This is a genomic window from Mycobacterium sp. NGS45 (assembly GCF_059812645.1).
This window is the reverse complement of the sequence record NZ_JCALDB010000019.1, coordinates 76,231-95,705: the sequence shown is the minus strand read 5'-3', so window position 1 is coordinate 95,705 and position 19,475 is coordinate 76,231. Positions and strand designations below refer to the sequence as shown.

General features: G+C 66.3%; 20 protein-coding genes and 3 pseudogenes. 14 read left to right on the top strand and 9 right to left on the bottom strand.

The genetic code is table 11. From position 1 onward, the window contains the following. Window positions 1-292: 292 nt before the first annotated feature. The gene (aftC, locus tag AC5Y3P_RS17305; protein WP_500047153.1) at window positions 293-1,585 is read right to left on the bottom strand and encodes an arabinofuranan 3-O-arabinosyltransferase; all 1,293 of its coding nucleotides are present in this window, start codon (window positions 1,583-1,585) and stop codon (window positions 293-295) included. Window positions 1,586-1,628: 43 nt separating this feature from the next. Further along, window positions 1,629-2,936: a Na+/H+ antiporter NhaA gene (gene nhaA, locus AC5Y3P_RS17300; protein ID WP_500047143.1), complete on the bottom strand. Its 1,308-nt coding sequence runs from the start codon at window positions 2,934-2,936 to the stop codon at window positions 1,629-1,631. A 576-nt stretch (window positions 2,937-3,512) separates the two neighbouring features. Between nhaA and AC5Y3P_RS17295 the strand changes: the two genes are divergently transcribed. Beyond that, on the top strand, window positions 3,513-3,938 hold the full coding sequence (locus tag AC5Y3P_RS17295) for a universal stress protein (protein ID WP_500047142.1): 426 nt from the start codon (window positions 3,513-3,515) through the stop codon (window positions 3,936-3,938). Between the two features lie 109 nt (window positions 3,939-4,047). On the opposite strand, the gene AC5Y3P_RS17290 is transcribed toward AC5Y3P_RS17295, so the two are convergent. From AC5Y3P_RS17290 to AC5Y3P_RS17275, 4 genes and pseudogenes are all read right to left on the bottom strand, one after another. After that, entirely contained in the window at window positions 4,048-4,713 is a 666-nt protein-coding gene (locus AC5Y3P_RS17290) for an arsenate reductase ArsC (RefSeq protein ID WP_500047141.1), read from the bottom strand. A gap of 38 nt (window positions 4,714-4,751) precedes the next feature. Further along, window positions 4,752-5,798 (bottom strand): annotated as a pseudogene (gene arsB / locus AC5Y3P_RS17285) (ACR3 family arsenite efflux transporter); the annotation flags it as partial. A 41-nt stretch (window positions 5,799-5,839) separates the two neighbouring features. Beyond that, window positions 5,840-6,220 (bottom strand): ArsR/SmtB family transcription factor, encoded by a 381-nt coding sequence (locus AC5Y3P_RS17280; RefSeq protein WP_500047140.1) that lies wholly within the window; start codon window positions 6,218-6,220, stop codon window positions 5,840-5,842. A gap of 176 nt (window positions 6,221-6,396) precedes the next feature. Next, window positions 6,397-6,876, bottom strand: coding sequence for an ArsI/CadI family heavy metal resistance metalloenzyme (locus AC5Y3P_RS17275; protein ID WP_500047139.1), 480 nt, complete (start codon window positions 6,874-6,876; stop codon window positions 6,397-6,399). Window positions 6,877-6,974: 98 nt separating this feature from the next. Between AC5Y3P_RS17275 and AC5Y3P_RS17270 the strand changes: the two genes are divergently transcribed. Further along, entirely contained in the window at window positions 6,975-7,334 is a 360-nt protein-coding gene (locus AC5Y3P_RS17270; protein WP_500047152.1) for an Rv2640c family ArsR-like transcriptional regulator, read from the top strand. Window positions 7,335-7,412: 78 nt separating this feature from the next. On the opposite strand, the gene AC5Y3P_RS17265 is transcribed toward AC5Y3P_RS17270, so the two are convergent. Together AC5Y3P_RS17265 and AC5Y3P_RS17260 are read right to left on the bottom strand one after the other, a co-directional pair. Continuing rightward, entirely contained in the window at window positions 7,413-7,802 is a 390-nt protein-coding gene (locus AC5Y3P_RS17265) for a nitroreductase family deazaflavin-dependent oxidoreductase (RefSeq protein ID WP_500047138.1), read from the bottom strand. An 80-nt stretch (window positions 7,803-7,882) separates the two neighbouring features. Further along, window positions 7,883-8,014: pseudogene (locus AC5Y3P_RS17260) on the bottom strand (nitroreductase family deazaflavin-dependent oxidoreductase); the annotation flags it as partial. 55 nt (window positions 8,015-8,069) lie between these two features. On the opposite strand from AC5Y3P_RS17260, the gene AC5Y3P_RS17255 reads away from it, so the two are divergent. The 8 genes and pseudogenes from AC5Y3P_RS17255 (at window position 8,070) to AC5Y3P_RS17220 (ending at window position 15,844) form a co-directional block, all read left to right on the top strand. Beyond that, window positions 8,070-8,465, top strand: coding sequence for a nitroreductase family deazaflavin-dependent oxidoreductase (locus AC5Y3P_RS17255; RefSeq protein WP_500047137.1), 396 nt, complete (start codon window positions 8,070-8,072; stop codon window positions 8,463-8,465). A 52-nt stretch (window positions 8,466-8,517) separates the two neighbouring features. After that, window positions 8,518-9,825 carry a glutamate-1-semialdehyde 2,1-aminomutase gene (hemL, locus tag AC5Y3P_RS17250; protein WP_500047136.1) on the top strand — a complete coding sequence of 436 codons (1,308 nt, stop codon included), beginning with the start codon at window positions 8,518-8,520 and terminating at the stop codon, window positions 9,823-9,825. After that, window positions 9,822-10,433 (top strand): histidine phosphatase family protein, encoded by a 612-nt coding sequence (locus AC5Y3P_RS17245; RefSeq protein ID WP_500047135.1) that lies wholly within the window; start codon window positions 9,822-9,824, stop codon window positions 10,431-10,433. Before hemL ends, AC5Y3P_RS17245 begins: the two co-directional genes overlap by 4 nt. Before the next feature lie 23 nt (window positions 10,434-10,456). Then, complete coding sequence (locus AC5Y3P_RS17240) at window positions 10,457-11,032, top strand: TlpA disulfide reductase family protein (protein WP_500047151.1); 576 nt, start codon at window positions 10,457-10,459, stop codon at window positions 11,030-11,032. Further along, a pseudogene (locus AC5Y3P_RS17235) lies at window positions 11,029-11,837 on the top strand (cytochrome c biogenesis CcdA family protein). The gene AC5Y3P_RS17240 and the pseudogene AC5Y3P_RS17235 overlap by 4 nt, the downstream one beginning before the upstream one ends. Continuing rightward, complete coding sequence (resB, locus tag AC5Y3P_RS17230) at window positions 11,834-13,429, top strand: cytochrome c biogenesis protein ResB (RefSeq protein WP_500047134.1); 1,596 nt, start codon at window positions 11,834-11,836, stop codon at window positions 13,427-13,429. Before AC5Y3P_RS17235 ends, resB begins: the two are co-directional and overlap by 4 nt. Next, window positions 13,429-14,406 carry a c-type cytochrome biogenesis protein CcsB gene (ccsB, locus tag AC5Y3P_RS17225; RefSeq protein ID WP_500047133.1) on the top strand — a complete coding sequence of 326 codons (978 nt, stop codon included), beginning with the start codon at window positions 13,429-13,431 and terminating at the stop codon, window positions 14,404-14,406. Before resB ends, ccsB begins: the two co-directional genes overlap by 1 nt. A gap of 232 nt (window positions 14,407-14,638) precedes the next feature. Beyond that, on the top strand, window positions 14,639-15,844 hold the full coding sequence (locus tag AC5Y3P_RS17220; RefSeq protein WP_500047150.1) for a MinD/ParA family ATP-binding protein: 1,206 nt from the start codon (window positions 14,639-14,641) through the stop codon (window positions 15,842-15,844). A gap of 13 nt (window positions 15,845-15,857) precedes the next feature. Here AC5Y3P_RS17220 and AC5Y3P_RS17215 read toward each other — a convergent pair whose 3' ends face one another. Next, window positions 15,858-16,019, bottom strand: a complete 162-nt coding sequence (locus tag AC5Y3P_RS17215; protein ID WP_500047132.1) for a hypothetical protein — start codon at window positions 16,017-16,019, stop codon at window positions 15,858-15,860. A gap of 48 nt (window positions 16,020-16,067) precedes the next feature. On the opposite strand from AC5Y3P_RS17215, the gene AC5Y3P_RS17210 reads away from it, so the two are divergent. The 4 genes from AC5Y3P_RS17210 to AC5Y3P_RS17195 all read left to right on the top strand — a co-directional run bounded on the left by AC5Y3P_RS17210 (window position 16,068) and on the right by AC5Y3P_RS17195 (window position 19,475). Further along, a complete protein-coding gene (locus tag AC5Y3P_RS17210; RefSeq protein ID WP_500047131.1) occupies window positions 16,068-16,364 on the top strand; it encodes a DUF4229 domain-containing protein in 297 nt (98 codons plus the stop codon). A 179-nt stretch (window positions 16,365-16,543) separates the two neighbouring features. Then, complete coding sequence (locus tag AC5Y3P_RS17205) at window positions 16,544-17,536, top strand: hypothetical protein (protein WP_500047130.1); 993 nt, start codon at window positions 16,544-16,546, stop codon at window positions 17,534-17,536. 44 nt (window positions 17,537-17,580) lie between these two features. Next, on the top strand, window positions 17,581-18,030 hold the full coding sequence (locus tag AC5Y3P_RS17200) for a VOC family protein (protein WP_500047129.1): 450 nt from the start codon (window positions 17,581-17,583) through the stop codon (window positions 18,028-18,030). A gap of 179 nt (window positions 18,031-18,209) precedes the next feature. Further along, window positions 18,210-19,475 carry an aromatic ring-hydroxylating oxygenase subunit alpha gene (locus AC5Y3P_RS17195; RefSeq protein WP_500047128.1) on the top strand — a complete coding sequence of 422 codons (1,266 nt, stop codon included), beginning with the start codon at window positions 18,210-18,212 and terminating at the stop codon, window positions 19,473-19,475.

The window sequence follows — 19,475 nt, the reverse complement described above, 5'->3', positions numbered from 1 at the left end:
AATACTGACGGGGCATGTTCCTGATCCTCCTATAAAGATCGGAACAAAACCTGGGGTACTTCACTTCGACACGCGCAGAACTTCGCGGCCACGATCCGGTGCGCGACGTTCTACGAGACGACCAGCCCGACCCACCTCCACTGGATCGGCCACGAACACACCGGCATCACCGCAGCGATCGCCAACTTCCTATCTGCGCCGTAATCCGATGGGTCGCCTCCCAGCAACAACGACACCACGCCTGCAACGTCGCGCAAGTCGGCGTACACACTCGCCAACGACATCGTTGCGATCAGTCGGTGGGCTGGGCTCTGGCCGTGCGCGGCGCGATAATGTCAGGCGGGGTCGGTTTGTGGATCGTCCAGGATGGGTCGATACCTTCATCGAGGCGCCCGTTGCCCTTGGCGTCGAGGTAGCGGAAGTAGAGCACCGCGAAGACCACCACCAGCATCAGCGACCAGCCGTAGGTGATCTTCATGTATTCCAGGAAACGTCCGGTGGTTGGCCAGTGCCACAGCAGCCAGCGGTCCATGGTCATAAAGCCGTACACCGCCAGCCATGCCACCCAGTTGCGGATCACTGAGTTGGGCAGCACGACGGTCATCAGGAACGGGAACAGCGTCAGTGAGTAGTAGCCCTGGCCCAACGATGACACCAGCCAGAACGCGATCAGCACCACACCGGAGGACGTGAGCATCCAGAACAGCGGATCGCGGGTACGGTAGTAGCGGTATAGCAGCCAAAGCGACACGATGGCGAGCGCACCAAAGCCTATGCGCAGTAAGATGATCAGCCACATCGGCAGGCCGTAGTAGATCCCGTTGCCTACAATCGAGCTGTTGAAGTAGTCGCGGGTGCTCAGGATGTAGGGCACCGTGCGGGTGACGAAGCTCATCGGGTCGGCGATCAGCGGCCACGCAGCCGCATTGAACACCACCGGAACAGCAATGGCGGCGATCAAAGCCCGCCACTGCCGGTTGAGCAGTGGCAGCAACAGCAGCGGTCCCAATAGCGGTTTGACCACCAGCGTCAGCCCGATCGCGATACCGGCCAGCCATTCGTGATTCTTGTTGCCGTCCAGCAGCCACCGGAAGAACAGCACCGCGGCCAGCAGCAGCGGCCCGTTGAAGTTGCCGAATACCAGTGTGTTGGTGACGCTCTCGGTGCAGAACATGGCCAGCAGCAGTGCCGGGGCGGCCACCGAGGCCAGCGTGAACTTGAACAGCCGTAGCAGAAAGTAGGCGGCCAGCACGATCGCCAGCGCGTTGAAGAAGATGAACCAGTAGCGCGAGACGTCGGGCGGTAGGTAGCCGAAGGGCGCCATGATCAGCGTGCCACCCGGTGGGTACAGGTAGTGCGGGTCGACATGGTCGAAGTTAGCGTCGTATATCGGTTCACCGAGTTTGAATTTCACCACCGCGGCGTAGACAGGCGCGAAATCGTCGGTGATGTAGCCGTTGGTCGCCAAAGCGAAAGCCCGGTGCAGTACCGACAGGATGGCGATCGGCCACAACGCCGAACGCAGCACCACGGCCGCGCTAGGTGCAGACCCGCGGGGCCCGAACGCCGCTGTGAGTTGCGGCATCAACGACGAGACGAATGCGCCCGAGCGGCTGCTGGTACGTGGCTCAGTGTCCATGACGGCCTTGTCGGGTCGGGTCTGCTCCGGCGGCATACTGCCGGGTTCGGCGGTAGTGCCGATTCCGCAGGCCCAGGACTGTCGTGGCCAATGCCGCGGCAAGCAGCGAGGCGGTGAGAACTCCGATCTTGACGTGATCGGCGCGGCTAGCGTCAGGGGCGTAGGCCAACTCACCGATGAGCAAGGAGACGGTGAATCCGATGCCGGCCAGCAGCGCAACCCCGAGAAGGTCGATGCGATGGAGTGCATCATCCCGATTTGCCTTGGTCATACGAGTGACGATCCAGGTTGCGCCGAGAACACCGATGGGCTTGCCCACGACCAACCCGCAGATGATCCCCAGCACGACCGGATCGCCGAGCGCGGCCGAGAATCCTGTGAGGCCGCCGATCGACACCCCCGCGGCGAAGAATGCGAACAACGGTATAGCGATTCCCGCAGATAGCGGTTGAAATCGATGTTCGAGGTGCTCTGCGGGACCTCGTTGCGTTGATTTGTCGGTCCCGTCTCGGTTGCGAACTGGCACTGCGAACCCGAGAAGTACGCCAGCCACCGTCGCGTGGACACCGGATTCGTGAATGAAAACCCAGGTGGCAGCGGCCAGGGGAATCAAGATCCACCATGAGCGGATACCTTTGCTCATGCACAGCGCAAACAACGCCAAGGGAACTACGGCTGCCGCGAGGGCCCACACGCTGATCGTGTCGGTATAGAACACCGCGATGATGGTGATGGCGAAAAGATCATCGACGACTGCCAGCGTGAGCAGAAACATGCGCAGAGCGGGCGGGAGATGCTTGGACACGACGGCGAGCACAGCGACTGCGAAGGCGATGTCGGTTGCGGTGGGAATCGCCCACCCGCGGCTAGCACCGTCTGCCATCCCCGCGGTGAACGCGATGAAGATGATTGCGGGAACGACCATTCCGCCAACGGCAGCCGCGATCGGCAGCGCGGCTCGGCGTGGATCCCGGAGTTCGCCGATGACGAACTCACGCTTGAGTTCCAACCCCACCACGAAGAAGAAGATCGCGAGCAGACCGTCAGCGGCCCAGGCACTCAGAGTCAGATCGAGGTGTAATCCCAGTGGCTCGCCGCCGACTCGGGTCTGCTGCATGGCCGAATAGCTGTCGGCCCACGGTGAGTTCGCCCATATCAATGCCACAGCGGCAGCGACGAGCAGCAACGCCCCGCCAGCTGCCTCGGTGCGCAAAAACGCGCCAACCCGCACCGTCTTCGAAGTAGCGCCTCGCGGGGTCTTGCGGCGCTGCGCTCCGCTCGCGCTGGTACGCGCCATGATGAATACCTTTTCGGTCGGCGATCAATGATGAAACTTGCCGACCAGGCTTCCCGGCGCACCGCAAGCCAGCATAGACCTCGGCTGCAGCACACCGTCATGCGGTCCGCCGTCGATTGCCGCCAGCGCCCAGGGCGGATAGCTGGCCCGCGTCAACGACCCGGTGCAGTTGGCGCAGCCTTCTGATCGCCTCAGTCTTCGCCTACCCCGTCCGGTAGGCTCTGCTGTGGCGCGCCGGGAAGTCTGGTCGGCATCATCAGTGCTGTGACACCACTGTGGGGTTGCAGTGGGTTTCCTTCGACCGGAAGGCTGCGCTGGGGCGCAATGGCTATGGACACTCTCAGTCTCACGGTTGCGTTCCTTCTGGTTTGGTTCGTTACCGGAACGGTCGCTGGACTTTGGCTGGTGCGGCGCGGCCACGATATTCGCTGGATTCCGATCGCCTTGGTGCTAGGCCCAATCTTTGTCCCGATCGCGTTGGAACGCGCCGATCGAGGTGGTCCACGCCGGGCGCCAGTGAGCCCCCGCAACGACTCTCGATCGTCGAGGTCGGCGCCTGGGGCGCCACGAGTCCTAGTGGGCTGGGACGGATCAGCGCAAGCGGCGGCCGCGCTCGACGCTGCGAAGCGCCTATTCGGTGGGACCGGTGAACTCGTCCTGGCTGAGGTCATTTCGTACGAGGACGCCGAGGATCCCCAGCAAGCATCAGTCACCTCGGCCGATGCAGGGTTGGCCGCTATCGCCGCCAACGCCGATCCGGCAGAGACCCCGCCACGGCTCGAGGTGCTCGTCGGCGCCCCCGCCGAAGCGTTAGCCCAGTTTGCCCAACGGCTCGACGTTGACGTCGTCGTCGTCGGCCGCCGCGGTCGAGGCTTGACCCGCCGGCTGCTCGGCAGCGTCTCCAGCTATCTACTTGAGCATTCCGCCGTCCCGGTGCTCATCGTTGATGCCGTGCACTCCTCGGCCAACTCAATTAGGACCACCGATAAGGCGCCCGAATAGCAAGACAGATGAACGCCGGTGCGACGACGCGCGTTGTCCTCGGCGTCACGATCGATAAAGCCAAGGCTGCTGCCGCGGACGAACAGCACGGTGGGCCTTGTCGGGATGGTCATCGGGTGATGGGAACGTCGAGTTCGGTGAGCAGTGCCCTCACCTTGGTGTCGATCATGTCGCGGATGGGACGCACCGCGTCGACGTCTTGTCCGGCCGGATCGGGCAAGTCCCAGTTCTCGTAGCGTTTTCCGGGGTAGACGGGGCAGGCGTCGCCGCAGCCCATGGTGATCACAACATCGGCCGCTGCCAGGATCTCGTCGGTCCAGGGTTTCGGGAATTCGCCGGTGATGTCGATGCCGACCTCACGCATGGCGGCGATGGCGGCGGGGTTGACTTCGTCACCGGGCTCGGACCCACCCGACCAGGCGACGGCATTGTCGCCGGCGTGGTGCGCGAAGAAGCCGAGGGCCATCTGGGAGCGCCCGGCGTTGTGTGTGCACAGAAACAGCACGGTGGGTTTGCCGTCACTGGCCGTGCCCTCGACGCGGGCCAGGGCAGATAGCCGTTGGCGGGCAAAGCGTTCGGCCAGCAGCGGCAGAAAGTTTGGGATGGTGGCGCGGCCGGCGAATTGGTCGTAGGAGGATTCCAGGAATCGTTGGATGGTCTCCACTCCGAAGGCGTCGGCGAATTCGGCCTGTAGCCGGGTAGCTGCAGTGCGCAACGCCAACTGCTGGTCGACGGACAGATCGGGGCCGGGGTGAGTGACAGGACTGTCGGTCATGGCGTGCTTCCTTTTTCGCTGGTGGCCGGCTGATCAGGGGGCGGTGATGAATCCGAAGACATGGTGCTGTTGGTGAAGCGGCTGCGCAGAGTCAGCGAAACATAGATCAACGCGACCAGAATCGGGACTTCGATGAGCGGGCCGACGACGGTGGCCAGCGCCTGTCCGGAGGTGGCACCGTAGGTGGCGATGGCCACCGCGATCGCCAGTTCGAAGTTATTGCCCGCGGCGGTGAACGCCAAGGTGGTGGTGCGCTCGTAGCCCAGACCGATCGCGGCGCCCAGTAGGAAGCCACTGCCCCACATGATGGCGAAGTAGGCCAACAGCGGCAGCGCGATGCGGGCCACATCCAGTGAGCGGCTGGTGATCTGCTCACCTTGCAGTGCGAAGAGAATCACCACGGTGAAGAGCAAGCCGTACAGCGCCCACGGCCCGATCCGCGGCAAAAACTTCGTTTCGTACCAGTCGCGGCCTTTGCTGCGTTCGCCGATGCGCCGTGACAGGTATCCGCCGATCAGCGGGATGCCGAGGAAGATGAGTACGGACTTGGCGATCTGCCAAGGCGATGTGTCGATCGTGGTCTGTTCGAGGCCGAGCCAGCCGGGCAGCACCGAAAGGTAGAACCAGCCCAGGACGGCGAACATCAGGACCTGGAAGATCGAGTTGAGCGCCACTAGGACGGCAGCGGCCTCGCGGTCACCGCACGCCAGGTCGTTCCAGATGATCACCATGGCGATGCAGCGGGCCAGGCCGACGATGATCAGCCCGGTGCGGTACTCGGGCAAATCAGGAAGCAGCAGCCAGGCCAGCGCGAACATCAGTGCCGGGCCGAGCACCCAGTTGAGCACCAAAGACGACAGCAACAGTTTGCGGTCACTGGTGACGGTGTCGAGGCGGTCGTAGCGGACCTTGGCCAGCACCGGATACATCATGATCAGCAATCCGAGTGCGATGGGTAGCGAAATCCCATCAATCTGAACACTTTCCAGCATGGTGTTCAGGCCGGGGACCCCGCGCCCCAGTAGCAGGCCGGCGATCATGGCCGCGCCGATCCACACCGTCAGATACCGGTCGAGAATCGACATCTTGCGCACTACCGCCGGCCCGGTCGCCGGCGCGGGGGCGGTCACTGGGAGGCCCCGACCGGCTCGGCGCCGGCGGCGCCGAGCACCACCGACAGGCTGGCCAGCGCTTCGGGGACCACCGCGTAGTAGACCCACGAGGCGCGGCGCTGCGACGTCAGCAGGCCGGCTTCACGCAGCACTTTGAGGTGATGTGACACCGTCGGCTGCGAGACATCGACGTCGGTGGAGATGTCGCAGACACACGCCTCGCCGCCGGTGCGGCTGGCGATCGCGGAAAACAGCTGCAGGCGTACAGGATCGGCCAGCGCCTTGAGTTTTACCGCAATATCCGCGGCCTCCATGGCCGACAGCGGCTCGCGCAGTAGTGCCCCCGGTGGGCAGGTGTTCCGGCTGCCCAGCAGGTCTGGCGATGATTTCGACACACATCGATATTGACAGGTATCGAAACTATCCGCAAGCTGGCGGGCCACGAGCCGCGGTGGGCTGTGGGTGCCCGAACGCTGAAAGGGTGCTCCCGCCGCCCACTGGGGCGCAGGGTGCGCCACCGCAGACCAGGTGGACCACCGCGATGTGGTGACCACCCGGCCTGGGGCGGTTGTCAGCAGCAGGCTGCGGTGTCGGCTGGCTGGTCTGCATCGGGGTTGGCTGCACTGCCGAAGCACGGGCCGCCTTCGGCCTCGGTGTTGAGGTGTTGCGGGCTGGTGCCGAAGGTGTCCGAATCGGCCAGCACGGTGTAGACCTCCCATTTTTCCCCGGCCGGTCCGGTCACCCAGACCTTGTCCTGGGTGGCAAAGCAGCAGGTGGTGTTGATTTCCTCGTCGGTGAACAACCCAGCCTCGCTCAGCCGGGTGATCTCGGCGTGCACCTGCTCGCTGGACTCGACCTCCACGCCCAGGTGGTTGAGGGTGCCGCCCTTACCGGGGTTCTCCAGCAGCACCAGCTTCAACGGCGGCTCGGTGACCGCGAAGTTGGCATAGCCGGGTTTCACCTTGGCCGGCGCGGTGTTGAACAGCTTGGTGTAGAACGTGATGGCCTCGTCGAGGTCATCGACGTTGAGGGCCAAATGGGCTCGGGACATGCCGTCCTCCTCTAGTGTTGTGACATATATCGAAGTGGCGCCGAGTTCAGAATCCGCTCCTTTTTGATATATGTCAAGAACCTGGCAGGATGGATGTTATGCCCAAAGCGTTACCTGTGATCGACATGACCGCCCCGGTGTGCTGTGCGCCGGTCGCCGCCGGGCCTGTCAGTGACGATGACGCACTGCAGATCGCGATGCGGCTCAAGGCGATCGCCGACCCGGCCCGGGTCAAGATCGTGTCGTTCCTGTTCGGCGCCAACGCCGGTGAGAAAACCAGCGGCGAACTGGCCGCCAAATTGGGCCTCAACGAATCCACCATCAGCCACCACATTGGCCAACTACGCCGAGCCGGTCTCGTCAACTCCGAACGGCGCGGAATGAATGTCTTCCACCGGATACGCCCCGAGGCGCTCCAAGCCCTGTGCGTGGTGCTCGATCCGAATTGCTGTACCTAGACCTCGCCAACACTCGGGAGTGGAACCACCGGCTTCCGCCGCACAATGTGCCCGGTAACTCGAACGGCGAGATACAGGTCAGCTCAACTGTTCCCGACGCAACAGCACTGCGTAGTCGAATGGGAGTCGCCCAAAGACCAAGCGGCCCATGCCAGTTACGTGACCGGACGCCTCGGCTTTGCTCACCACCCGCGGATCTTTCACCGGGAGCGTCCGGCCATGGCGCTTGAGCATGCCTCCGTCAGCAGCTTTGAGATTTTTCAACCAGTCACGATCTGGTCCATACGTCAGCAAAATCGCCACACCGGTATCGGTGGAAAAGACGGTGAGGGGAGTCCGATAGACCCGCCCGGACCGACGGCCGACATGCTCCAGAATCCCGAAAGTCGGGGCCCAACCCGCCCACATGCGCTGGATGGGATTGGTCACGTGGCGGTTGAACCGAGCTAACCATTGCGGAAGTTGCATGGCCTCCACCCCTTCCAAGGCGTGTCCGAGCGCACCCAACGGACGCTATTCGGATAGTTCTGATACCGCGTATTACCAATACGATAGGGCTTACCCGACTTACGGCCGACGTGCTCGAGGATTCCGAACGTGGGTGCCGAGCCGGCCCACAGTCGCTGGATCGGGTTGGTGACATGCCGGTTGAACCGGGCCAGCCATTGCGGAAGTTGCATCTCCGCATTATCTCCGGGCATTGCCAGTCCGAACAGGCCCGAGCACACTGCAGATGTGGCTTATCTCGAGCAGGGCTGGTTCACCGCCAAGGTGCTCAACCGCATTGCGATGGCAACCGGGCTGGCCGGGGCCGAGACACTCACCGTCACCGGGCGCCGCACCGGCAAACCACAGAAGATCCCGGTCGGCACGGTCATGGTGGACGGCAACCGCTACCTGGTATCCACCCGCGGCGAGTCCCAGTGGGTGAAGAATGTGCGGGCCACGCCGCGGGTCAGCGTGGCCAACCGGGCCGGAACCACGTATTTCACGGCCGCCGAGATACCCGTCGAACAACGCCCGGCGGTGCTGGCCGCCTACCGGTCCAAGCTGGGCAAAGTCGTCGAAGGCTACTTCCGGGAGCTCCCCGACCCGGCCGATCACCCGGTGTTCCTGCTGAGCCCGCCCTGAACAACTACACCCTGTAGTGGCCGTCCGGCGCAGTCCTGGGACACTAGAGGCCATGGCCAACACCGATCAGTCCGCCAAGCTGTTCGCCGACGCGGCCGCTGTCATCCCGGGCGGGGTGAACTCGCCGGTCCGCGCGTTCGCGGCAGTCGGCGGCACCCCGCGATTCATCACGGCCGGGCAGGGCTACTGGCTGACCGACGCCGACGGCAACCGTTACGTCGACCTGGTGTGCTCGTGGGGCCCGATGATCCTGGGGCACGCGCACCCGGCGGTGGTCCAGGCCGTCACCGCCGCGGCCGCGCACGGGCTGTCCTTCGGCGCACCCACCCCGACCGAGACCGAACTGGCCACCGAGATCATCGACCGGGTCGCGCCGGTCGAGCGGATCCGTCTGGTCAACTCCGGCACCGAGGCCACCATGAGCGCCATCCGGTTGGCCCGCGGGTTCACCGGCCGGTCCAAGATCATCAAGTTCTCCGGTTGCTATCACGGCCACAGCGACGCGCTGTTGGCCGACGCCGGCTCCGGCGTCGCCACCCTGGGGCTGCCGTCCTCACCGGGAGTGACCGGCGCCGCGGCCGCCGACACCATCGTGCTGCCCTACAACGACGTCGCCGCCGTCGAAGCCGCCTTCGCCGAAGCCGGCGACCAGATCGCCTGCATCATCACCGAGGCCAGCCCGGGCAACATGGGCTGCGTCCCGCCGCTGCCCGGCTTCAATGCCGCGCTGCGCCGGATCACCGCGCAGCACGGCGCACTGCTGATCAGCGACGAAGTCATGACCGGCTTCCGGGTCAGCCGAAGTGGTTGGTATGGAATCGATCCCGTCGATGCGGATCTGTTCACCTTCGGCAAGGTGATGAGCGGCGGGCTGCCGGCGGCGGCGTTCGGCGGCCGCGCCGAGGTGATGGACAAGCTCGCCCCGCTCGGCCCGGTGTATCAGGCCGGGACGCTGTCCGGGAACCCGGTGGCGATGGCCGCCGGGTTGGCCACGCTGCGCACCGCCGACGACGCGGTGTACGCCGCGCTGGACGCCAACGCCGACCGATTGGCCGGCCTGCTGACCGGCGCGCTCACCGAAGCCGGTGTGGCACACCAGGTTCAGCGCGCCGGCAACATGCTCAGCGTGTTCTTCGCCGACGCCCCGGTCACCGACTTCGCCGCCGCGCGGGCCAGCCAGACCTGGCGCTTCGCGCCGTTCTTCCACGCGCTGCTCGATGCCGGTGTCTATCCGCCGTGCAGCGCCTATGAAGCCTGGTTCGTCTCCTCGGTGCTCGACGACGCGGCCTTCGACCACATCGCTGCCGCGCTGCCGGGGGCAGCACGCGCAGCCGCGACGGCCAAGGAGCCTGCAGCATGAGCGGATTGACCCGGGTGCACGTGATGCGGCACGGCGAGGTGCACAACCCGGACGGGATCCTGTACGGGCGGCTGTCCGGCTACCGGCTTTCCGACCGCGGTCAAACCCAGGCCGAGGCGGTGGCAAAAGCTTTGGCGAACAACGACATTGCCGCTGTGATTGCGTCCCCGCTGCAACGCGCGCAGGAGACCGCGGCGCCGATCGCCGCTCAGCACGAACTAACCGTCGGTACCGACGAGGACCTGATCGAGTCGGCCAACTTCTTCGAGGGCAAGAAGGTGTCGCCGGGCGACGGGGTGTGGCGTAACCCGCGGGTGTGGTGGCAGGTGCGCAACCCGCTGACCCCGTCCTGGGGTGAGCCGTACCGCGAGATCGCGGCCCGGATGACCGCCGCGGTGCACCGTGCGCGCCGGCAGGTCGAAGGCCGCGAAGTGGTGCTGGTCAGCCATCAGCTGCCGGTCGAAACGCTGCGCCGGTCACTGCAGGGCCGGCGGTTGCCGCACGACCCGCGACGCCGGCAGTGCAACCTGGCGTCGCTGACCACCTTGACCTACGACGGCGACCAACTGCTGGCGGTCAGTTACTCCGAACCGGCGGCCGGGCTGTGAAACTGCGCAGCCTGGTGGCGGCGATGGCGCTGGTCGCCGTCGTCGGCACCGGCTGCGCAACCGGAGACGACGCCGTCGCGCAGGGCGGAACGTTCGAGTTCGTCGCACCCGGCGGCAAGACCGACATCCGCTACGACCCGCCCGAGAGCCGCGGCCAACCCGGCCCGATCAGCGGACCCGACCTGCGCGACCCGGACGTCACCCGCGCGGTGGCCGACTATCCCGGCCAGGTCGTCGTGCTCAACGTGTGGGGCCAGTGGTGCGGGCCGTGCCGCACCGAGATGGCCCAGCTGCAAGAAGTTCAGCAGGCCACCCGCGACGACGGCGTGGTGTTCCTCGGCATCAACGTGCGTGATTACGACCGCACCGCGGCCGTGGACTTCGTCACCGACCGCAAGATCACCTTCGACTCCATCTACGACCCGGCGATGCGCACCCTGATCGCGTTCGGCGGACGGTATCCGAGCTCGGTGATCCCGGCGACCATCGTGCTGGACCGCCAGCACCGGGTGGCCGCGGTGTTCCTGCGCGAACTGCTCGCCGAAGACCTGCTGCCGGTGGTGCAGGAACTGGCCGCCGAAGAGCCGGACGCCTCATGACCGGTACCGCCGAACTCGCCGCCAACGGCCCGCTGCTGTTGGCCTTGGCGGTGTGCGTGCTGGCCGGGCTGGTGTCGTTCGCCTCGCCGTGCGTGGTGCCGCTGGTACCGGGCTACCTGTCGTATCTGGCCGCGGCCGTCGGCGTCGAGGACCCGCCCGCGGTGGGCGCCGCCGGCGCGACCCCAGGCCAGACCGCGACCAAGTCCGTGACCCGCGCGACGCGGCTGCGGGTGATCGGATCGGCGTTGCTGTTCGTGGCCGGGTTCACCGTGGTGTTCCTGCTCGGGACCGTCGCGGTGCTGGGCATGACCACGTCGCTGATCACCAATCAGCTGCTGCTGCAACGCATCGGCGGCGTGCTGACCATCGTGATGGGTTTGGCGTTCATCGGGTTCATCCCGGTGCTGCAGCGGCAGGCCCGGTTCAGCCCGCGCGCGCTGTCCACGGTGGCCGGGGCACCGCTGCTGGGCGCGGTCTTCGCACTGGGCTGGACCCCGTGTTTGGGGCCGACGCTGACCGGCGGATCACGGTGGCGGCCGGCACCGACGGCGCCAGCGTGGCCCGCGGCGTCGTCCTGGTGATCGCCTACTGCCTGGGTCTGGGCATCCCGTTCGTGCTGTTGGCGGCCGGTTCGTCCTGGGCGGTCAGCGGCCTGAGTTGGCTGCGTCGGCACACCCGCACGATCCAGATCTTCGGTGGCGTGCTGTTGATACTGGTGGGTCTGGCGCTGGTCAGCGGGCTGTGGAACGAGTTCATCGGCTGGGTGCGGGACGCCTTCATCAGCGACGTCAGGTTGCCGATATGAGCGTCCCGCGGCGGCTGTGGGCGCTGCTGCGCAACACCTGGCGCGGCCTGACCTCGATGGGCACCGCGCTGGTGTTGCTGTTCTTGCTGGCGCTAGGCGCAGTCCCGGGGGCGCTGCTGCCGCAGCGCAGCCTGAACGCCGCCAAGGTCGACGAATACCTCGCCGAGCATCAGCTGATCGGGCCGTGGCTGGACCGGCTGCAGTTCTTCGACGTGTTCTCCAGCTTCTGGTTCACCGCGATCTATGTGCTGCTGTTCATCTCCCTGGTGGGCTGCCTGACCCCGCGGATGATCGAGCACGCCGTCAGCCTGCGCGCCGAACCGGTGCCGGTCCCGCGCAACCTGGCCCGACTGCCCAAACACGCCCGCGGCCGGGCCGACGGCGACGCCCTGGCGTTGGCCGAGCAGATGTCGGACCGGCTGCGCGGCTGGCGCAAGGCGGTCCGCAGCAACGGCGACAACGTCGAGCTCTCCGCCGAGAAGGGGTACCTGCGCGAGTTCGGCAACCTGGTGTTCCACTTCTCGCTGCTGGGTCTGCTGGTCGCGATCGCGGCCGGCAAGATGTTCGGCTACGAGGGCAACGTCATCGTGATCGCCAACAGCGGGCCGGGCTTCTGCACGGCGTCCCCGGCCGCCTTCGACTCGTTCCGGGCCGGCAACACCGTCGACGGCACCTCCCTGCACCCGATGTGCGTGCGGGTCAACGCATTCCACGCCGAATATCTGCCCAACGGGCAGGCCAAGTCGTACGCCGCCGACATCGACTACCAAGCCGGTGCGGACCTGGCCGCGGGCATCTGGCAGCCCACCCGGATCGAGGTGAACCGGCCGCTGCGGGTCGGCGGCGACCGGGTCTACCTGCAGGGCCACGGCTACGCGCCGACGTTCACGGTGACCTTCCCGGACGGTCAACAGCGCAGCCAGACCGTGCAGTGGCGACCCGACGACCAGACCACGCTGCTGTCCTCCGGCGTCATCCGGATCGACCCGCCGGCCGGGATGTACCCGGACGGCGACGAACGCCGCAAGCACCAGATCGTCGTGCACGGACTGTTCGCGCCCACCGAACAACTCGACGGCACGCTGCTGTCGTCGAGCCATCCCGAGCTGCGCAACCCGGCCGTCGCGGTGGACATCTACCGCGGCGACAGCGGTCTGGACAGCGGCCGGCCGCAGTCCCTGTTCGACCTGGACACCCGGCTGATCCATCAGGGTCGGCTGACCAAGGAGGAGCGGGTCAACCTGCGCGCCGGGCAGGACGTCGTGCTCGACGACGGCACCCGGGTGCGGTTCGACGGCGCCACCCCGTTCGTCAACCTGCAGGTCTCGCACGACCCCGCGCAGGTGTGGGTGCTGGTGTTCGCGATGACGATGATGGCCGGATTGCTGGTGTCGCTGCTGGTGCGCCGCCGCCGGGTCTGGGTGCGAATCTCCCCGGCCAGCAGCGACGGCGTGCCAACCGGTAGTTTGGACGTCGAATTGGGCGGCCTGGCGCGCACCGACAACTCCGGTTGGGGTGATGAGTTCGAGCGGTTGACCCAGCGCTTGCTGGCCGAACATGAGCCGGTCGAGCCGGCAAGGGAGAAGATCTGATGAACACCGAGTACGTCAATCTGGAATTGGCCCGGTACTCGGACTGGGCGTTCACGTCCTCGATCGTGGTGCTGGTGGTGGCGCTGCTGCTGCTGGCGATCGAACTGTCCTACAGCCGTAGCCGCAAGGTCACCGAGCGCGAACTCGTCGCCGCCGGCGGGGTCGGTGCTGACTCCGACCGGCCCGGTGTGGTCGCCGAGCCGCCCCGGCGCAGCGCCGACGAACGCATCGGGCGGGCCGGGCTGGCGTTGGTCTACCTGGGCACTGCGCTGCTGCTGGCCTGCATCGTGCTGCGCGGGGTGTCCACCGCGCGGGTGCCGTGGGGCAACATGTACGAGTTCATCAACCTGACCTGCTTCTGCGGTCTGGTGGCCGCCGCGGTGGTGCTGCGCCGCCCGCAGTACCGCAGCCTGTGGGTGTTCGTGCTGGTGCCGGTGCTGATCTTGCTGACGGTGTCGGGCAAGTGGCTGTACGCGCACGCCGCACCGGTGATGCCCGCGCTGCAGAGCTATTGGCTGCCGATCCACGTCTCGGTGGTCAGCCTGGGCTCGGGGGTGTTCCTGGTCGCCGGTGTGGCCAGCATCCTGTTCCTGCTGCGGATGTCGAAGTTCGGGCAGCCCGGTCGCACTGACTTCGTGGCGCAGATCGTGTCCCGGCTCCCGGACGCGCAAACGCTGGACCGGATCGCCTACCGCACCACGATCTTCGGTTTCCCGGTGTTCGGCTTCGGCGTCATCTTCGGCGCCATCTGGGCCGAGGAAGCCTGGGGCCGGTACTGGGGCTGGGACCCCAAGGAAACCGTGTCGTTCATCGCCTGGGTGGTGTACGCGGCCTATCTGCACGCCCGCTCGACGGCCGGCTGGCGGGACCGCAAGGCGGCCTGGATCAATGTCGTCGGGTTCATCGCGATGGTGTTCAACCTGTTCTTCATCAACCTGGTCACCGCGGGTCTGCACTCCTACGCCGGGGTGGGTTGACCCGGTCCACCCACGGTGGTGAGCACGCGGTCATCGCGGTCCGACCGGTGCAGCGCCCGCGGTTCGCACGCCGCGCCGCCGGCAGCGTGCTGCGATAGGGTCGACCCCGTCGTCGAAAAGGGGAGTGAGTTTGTCTGATCAGCCGACGCGCAGCGGTGAGCCACGTCATGGCCGGGACAGCACCGAGCCGCCGGACTGGTTGAACCCGTCGACGGATTCCGGTTCGCATCACCTGCCCGCTTCGGAAACCCAGCAGCTCCCCGTGATCGATCCGAATGCGCCGCCCCCGTCGGCTGCCCCTAAGCAGTGGAGCGAGGCCACGCCGCCGACCGGGATGCCTGCGGTCGACCCCTACGGGCTGCCGGGTTTCTACCATTCCCGGTCCGAGTACGGGCCGCCGCAACCTACCCACGTGCCGCCGGTGCCGGCCGGGCCCGCGGTGCCGCCGCCCGGTGCTGAGCTGCCGCCCTACCAACGTCCGCTGTATCCCCCCACGCCGTACCCGGACCTGACCACCGGGGCGTTGCTGCGCCCGGTCAAACCCGCACCGAGCAGCGGATGGCGTCGGCTGCTGTACGTGCTGTCGGGCAAACGGATCAACGTGGGCGAGAGCTCGCAGGACACGCGGCGACGCAATCTGGTCGCGCACGTCAACCAGCCGCTGGCCGGCTGCTACAAGATCGCGCTGCTCAGCCTCAAGGGCGGGGTCGGCAAGACCACCATCACCGCGACCCTGGGCTCGACGTTGGCGTCGATCCGCGGCGACCGGGTGATCGCCGTGGACGCCAACCCGGACCGCGGCACGTTGAGCCAGAAGGTGCCGCTCGAGACCGCCAACACCGTGCGTGACCTGCTGCGTGACGCCGATCGCATCGAGCGCTACAGCGATGTCCGGCGCTACACCTCGCAGGGCCCGAGCCGGCTCGAGGTGCTGGCCTCGGAGACCGACCCGGCGGTGTCCGAGGCGTTCAGCTCCGAGGATTACAGCCGCACGCTCGACGTGCTGGAGCGGTTCTACAGCCTGGTGCTCACCGACTGCGGTACCGGTTTGATGCACTCGGCGATGTCAGCGGTGCTGGCCAACGCGGACACCCTGATCGTGATCAGTTCCGGCTCGGTCGACGGCGCGCGCAGCGCGGCCGCGACGCTGGATTGGCTGGACGCGCACGGTCACGAGGACTTGGTGCGCAATTCGATCGCGGTGATCAACGCGGTGCGCCCGGGCGCCGGCAAGGTGGACATGCGCAAGGTGGTCGACCACTTCTCCCGGCGCTGCCGGGCGGTGCGCACCGTGCCGTTCGACCCGCATCTGGAAGAGGGCGCCGAGATCAGCCTGGACCTGCTGAAGCGGGAGACCCGGGAAGCGCTGCTGGAACTGGCTGCGGTGGTGGCCGAAGGCTTCCCGAACCCGGATCCGCCCGGCACTCAGCGCGGCTGAACCGCGGTTGCGGTCAGCGCGGATTGTTGTCCCCGCGGCTGAGCCGCCACAGGAACTCGGGATCGTCGTCGGGCCCGATGACTCGAGTACGCGGTTGAGCTGCGCGGTCACGCGCTACCCGCAGGCCGGCGTACACGGCCACGCCAATGATCAGGATCAACAACAGGTAGAGCACGGATAACCTCCTAGCCTTCGAATATACGCTCGCCGGTAGGCTCAGGTGGTGTCCGATGAACAGTCCACCGGTCGGATGGTGGTTGATGTCTTGAGCTATGTGCTCGCCCGGCTGGCACTGGTGGCCGCGGTGTGGGGGCTGATCTACTACGGCGCGGTGCTGCTCGACGTCGACATCCCGATGTTGGTCGCGTTGCTGTTCGCGATCGTGATCTCGATGCCGTTGGGGATGTGGCTGCTGGCACCGTTGCGCCGACGCGCCACCGCCAGCGTTGCCGCCGTCGACGAACGACGTCGTCGCGCCCGCGAGGAACTGCAGGCCCGGCTGCACGGCGACGACAAGTAGCGGCTTTCTCGCCGGCCAGGAGCGCGCCGAATTCGCGTTGTCCTCCGGCTCGACGTCTGCGGATCGTGTGATGAGCTGGGCTGACGCCGACCTCGGGCGCGCCGGACCGACCATTGACCAAACATCTGGTCTTCCGTAACGTCGGCGCTGCCAGACCATGGCGAGGCGAAGGAGAGCTCGTGCCGGACACCGTCGACTTCACCGTCACAGCGCAGGCACCGACTCTCGGCCACTACCGTCGGGACTGGGCGCCCACTGCCGCGGTGAACCTCGGCGGGGTCTGGATCGGCGGGGTGGTCAGTGACGCCTCCGGCCGCGACTACTGGGCGGTGCGCGGCACCGACGACTTCCTGGCCGGCATGACGCACGTGGTCTCCCCGGTGTGCGGGTTCCGGGCGCTGGGCCGGGATTTCGACACCCCGGCCGAACACCTCTACCCGGAATACGCGGGCATCGACTGGTTCGAGCCGATGACCTACACCGACACCGCCGAGCGGGTGGAGACCACCTTCCCGAGCGGCCGGCTGGTGCGCGACGACGACGGCTTCCACTGGTACGACGCCACCAACCGCTGGGAACTGCACGGCCGCACGGTCTCTGACGTCGTCGTCACCACCGTGCCCACCCAACCCGGCATCGATCACGAGGTGCACTACCGGCACGAGCTGATCCACGCCACCGGCGTGATCAACGGCGTCGAAGTCGGCGGCTACGCCCATCAGGACTTCGCCTACGGCCCGGACGGGATGATCTACACCGAGTTGCCGATCGTGCGTCAGCTGCAGGGCATGTGGGCGTCCTGGCTGGCCGAGTACCCCGACGGCCGGCTGGGCGGCGGCAGCTTCTGGCAGGGCCGCGACGGGTTACCGTTCGGCCCGGGCTATCAGCTGCGTGACGGCGTCACCACCACCCATGACGACATCGTCGCCACCCCCAGCTTCGACGATGCCGGCCGGATGGTCGCGATGGACGTCGAATTCGGTTCGGACACTTATTCGTTCAGCTTCGACACGATGGGCAGTCCGCTGCACTACTTCGGCCGCCTGACCGGAGATCCCGGCGGCCCGGCACCGGTGCGCAGTTGGTGCTGGGTCGAGTACGCCGGCGGCATGATCACTGCCGAGATCCTGGACATGATGAACCACCAGTTCAGGCTCGCCCGGGGACGTTGAGTGCCAGACAGGGAGCGCCAGATGCCGCAGACCGGAGCCGCCCGGTGAACCCAGCCGACTGCTACCACGTCGGAGTGGTCGTCGATGACATCGGCGCTGCCGCAGCGCGACTGACGGCCGCCGCCGGGCACGCCTGGACCAAGCCGATCGAGTACACCCTGCAGGTCGTGGTCGGGGACCAGGAGCTGGACGTGCCGATCCGGTTCGTGTACTCCCTGCAAGCGCCACACCTGGAGTTGATCGAGCAGGTGCCCGGAACGCTGTGGCGAGCCGACGACGGTCGAGCTGCGCATCACCTGGGTTACTGGGTCGACGACATCGGCGCTGCCGCAGCGCGATTGGAAGCGGCCGGCTATCGGTTGGAGGCCCGACCGGCCGGCCCGGTGCTGTCCACGTTCGCCTACTACATCGATCCGGCCGGGCTACGCATCGAAATCGTCGACCGCGCGCTGTTCGGCGATTGGCCGGGTTTTCTTCGCTCGATGGCCGCCTGAATCGGGCCGCCGGTGCGGCACGGCATCAATATCAACTACTTGTCATTGGGCTCTCGAAGCGCTAGCGTCGGCTGTGCAACATCAGACTGGGCGCTGCCCGTCGAAAGATGGCGGTTCGGTCTGTCACCGGCACTTCAGCCCGTGTCGGTGTTCGTGGTTTCGTCGATGGAGGACTAGACATGCCGCGGTTCCCCAAACCGGCCGAGGGCAGTTGGACCGAGCATTACCCGCAACTGGGCACCGGACCGATGTCCTACGAGGACTCGATCAGTCCGGAGATCTACGACCTGGAGCGACAGGCGATTTTCAAGCGCGCCTGGCTCAACGTCGGCCGGGTCGAGCAGGTGCCGCGCAAGGGCAGCTACTTCACCAAGGAGATGAAGGCCGCCAACACCTCGATCATCGTGGTGCGCAACAAGTCCGGCCAGATCAACGCCTTCCACAACGTATGCCGGCACCGCGGCAACAAGCTGGTCTGGGACGACATCCCCAGTGAGGAAACCCGCGGTGTGTGCCGGCAGTTCACCTGCAAGTACCACGCCTGGCGCTACGACCTGGACGGCGAGCTGACCTACGTGCAGCAGGAAGAAGAATTCTTCGACCTGGACAAGGGCCGCTACGGTCTGGTGCCGGTGCACTGCGAGGTCTGGGAAGGCTTCATCTTCGTCAACTTCGCCAAACAGCCCGAACAGACGCTGGTCGAATTCCTCGGGCCCATGGTGACCAACCTGGCGGGCTATCCGTTCGACAAGATGACCTCGCGGTTCACCTACCGCTCGGAGGTCAAGGCCAACTGGAAGCTCTACATGGATGCCTTCCAGGAGTTCTATCACGCGCCGATCCTGCATGCGAACCAGTCGCCGACCGCCTATTCCAAGGCCGCCGCCGAGTCCGGGTTCGAGGCGCCGCACTATCGCATCGAAGGGCCGCACCGCTTGGTGAGCACGTCCGGGGTGCGGGCCTGGGAGATGCCCGACGAGATGCGCAAGCCGATCGAGGACATCTGCCAAAGCGGGCTGTTCGGGCCTTGGGACAAGCCAGATCTCGGTGAGATGCCGGCCGGTCTCAACCCGGCCAAGTGCGACCCGTGGGGCCTGGATTCCTTCCAGTTGTTCCCCAACTTCGTGATGCTGTTCTGGGGCCAGGGCTGGTATCTGACCTACCACTACTGGCCGACCTCGTACAACAGCCACATCTTCGAATGCACGCTGTACTTCCCGCAGCCGCGCACCGCGCGCGAGCGGCTGGCGCAGGAGTTGGCCGCCCAGTCCTTCAAGGAGTACGGGCTGCAGGACGCCAACACCCTGGAAGCCACCCAGACCAGCATCGAATCCCGGGCCGTGCAGGAGTTCCTGCTGTGCGACCAGGAGATTCTGCTGCGCCATCTGCATCACGAGACCGCGGCCTGGATCGCGGACTATCAGCGCAACACGGCGGGGGTGTGA

Coding starts and splice junctions, on each gene's coding strand:
- hemL (WP_500047136.1), top strand. CDS start 8,518: ATGGCCAACACCGATCAGTCCGCCAAGCTGTTCGCCGACGCGGCCGCT.
- nhaA (WP_500047143.1), bottom strand. CDS start 2,936: ATGGCGCGTACCAGCGCGAGCGGAGCGCAGCGCCGCAAGACCCCGCGA.
- AC5Y3P_RS17265 (WP_500047138.1), bottom strand. CDS start 7,802: ATGCAACTTCCGCAATGGTTAGCTCGGTTCAACCGCCACGTGACCAAT.
- AC5Y3P_RS17290 (WP_500047141.1), bottom strand. CDS start 4,713: ATGACCGACAGTCCTGTCACTCACCCCGGCCCCGATCTGTCCGTCGAC.
- AC5Y3P_RS17275 (WP_500047139.1), bottom strand. CDS start 6,876: ATGTCCCGAGCCCATTTGGCCCTCAACGTCGATGACCTCGACGAGGCC.
- ccsB (WP_500047133.1), top strand. CDS start 13,429: ATGAACACCGAGTACGTCAATCTGGAATTGGCCCGGTACTCGGACTGG.
- AC5Y3P_RS17195 (WP_500047128.1), top strand. CDS start 18,210: ATGCCGCGGTTCCCCAAACCGGCCGAGGGCAGTTGGACCGAGCATTAC.
- AC5Y3P_RS17240 (WP_500047151.1), top strand. CDS start 10,457: ATGGCGCTGGTCGCCGTCGTCGGCACCGGCTGCGCAACCGGAGACGAC.
- aftC (WP_500047153.1), bottom strand. CDS start 1,585: ATGCCGCAACTCACAGCGGCGTTCGGGCCCCGCGGGTCTGCACCTAGC.
- resB (WP_500047134.1), top strand. CDS start 11,834: ATGAGCGTCCCGCGGCGGCTGTGGGCGCTGCTGCGCAACACCTGGCGC.
- AC5Y3P_RS17245 (WP_500047135.1), top strand. CDS start 9,822: ATGAGCGGATTGACCCGGGTGCACGTGATGCGGCACGGCGAGGTGCAC.
- AC5Y3P_RS17270 (WP_500047152.1), top strand. CDS start 6,975: ATGCCCAAAGCGTTACCTGTGATCGACATGACCGCCCCGGTGTGCTGT.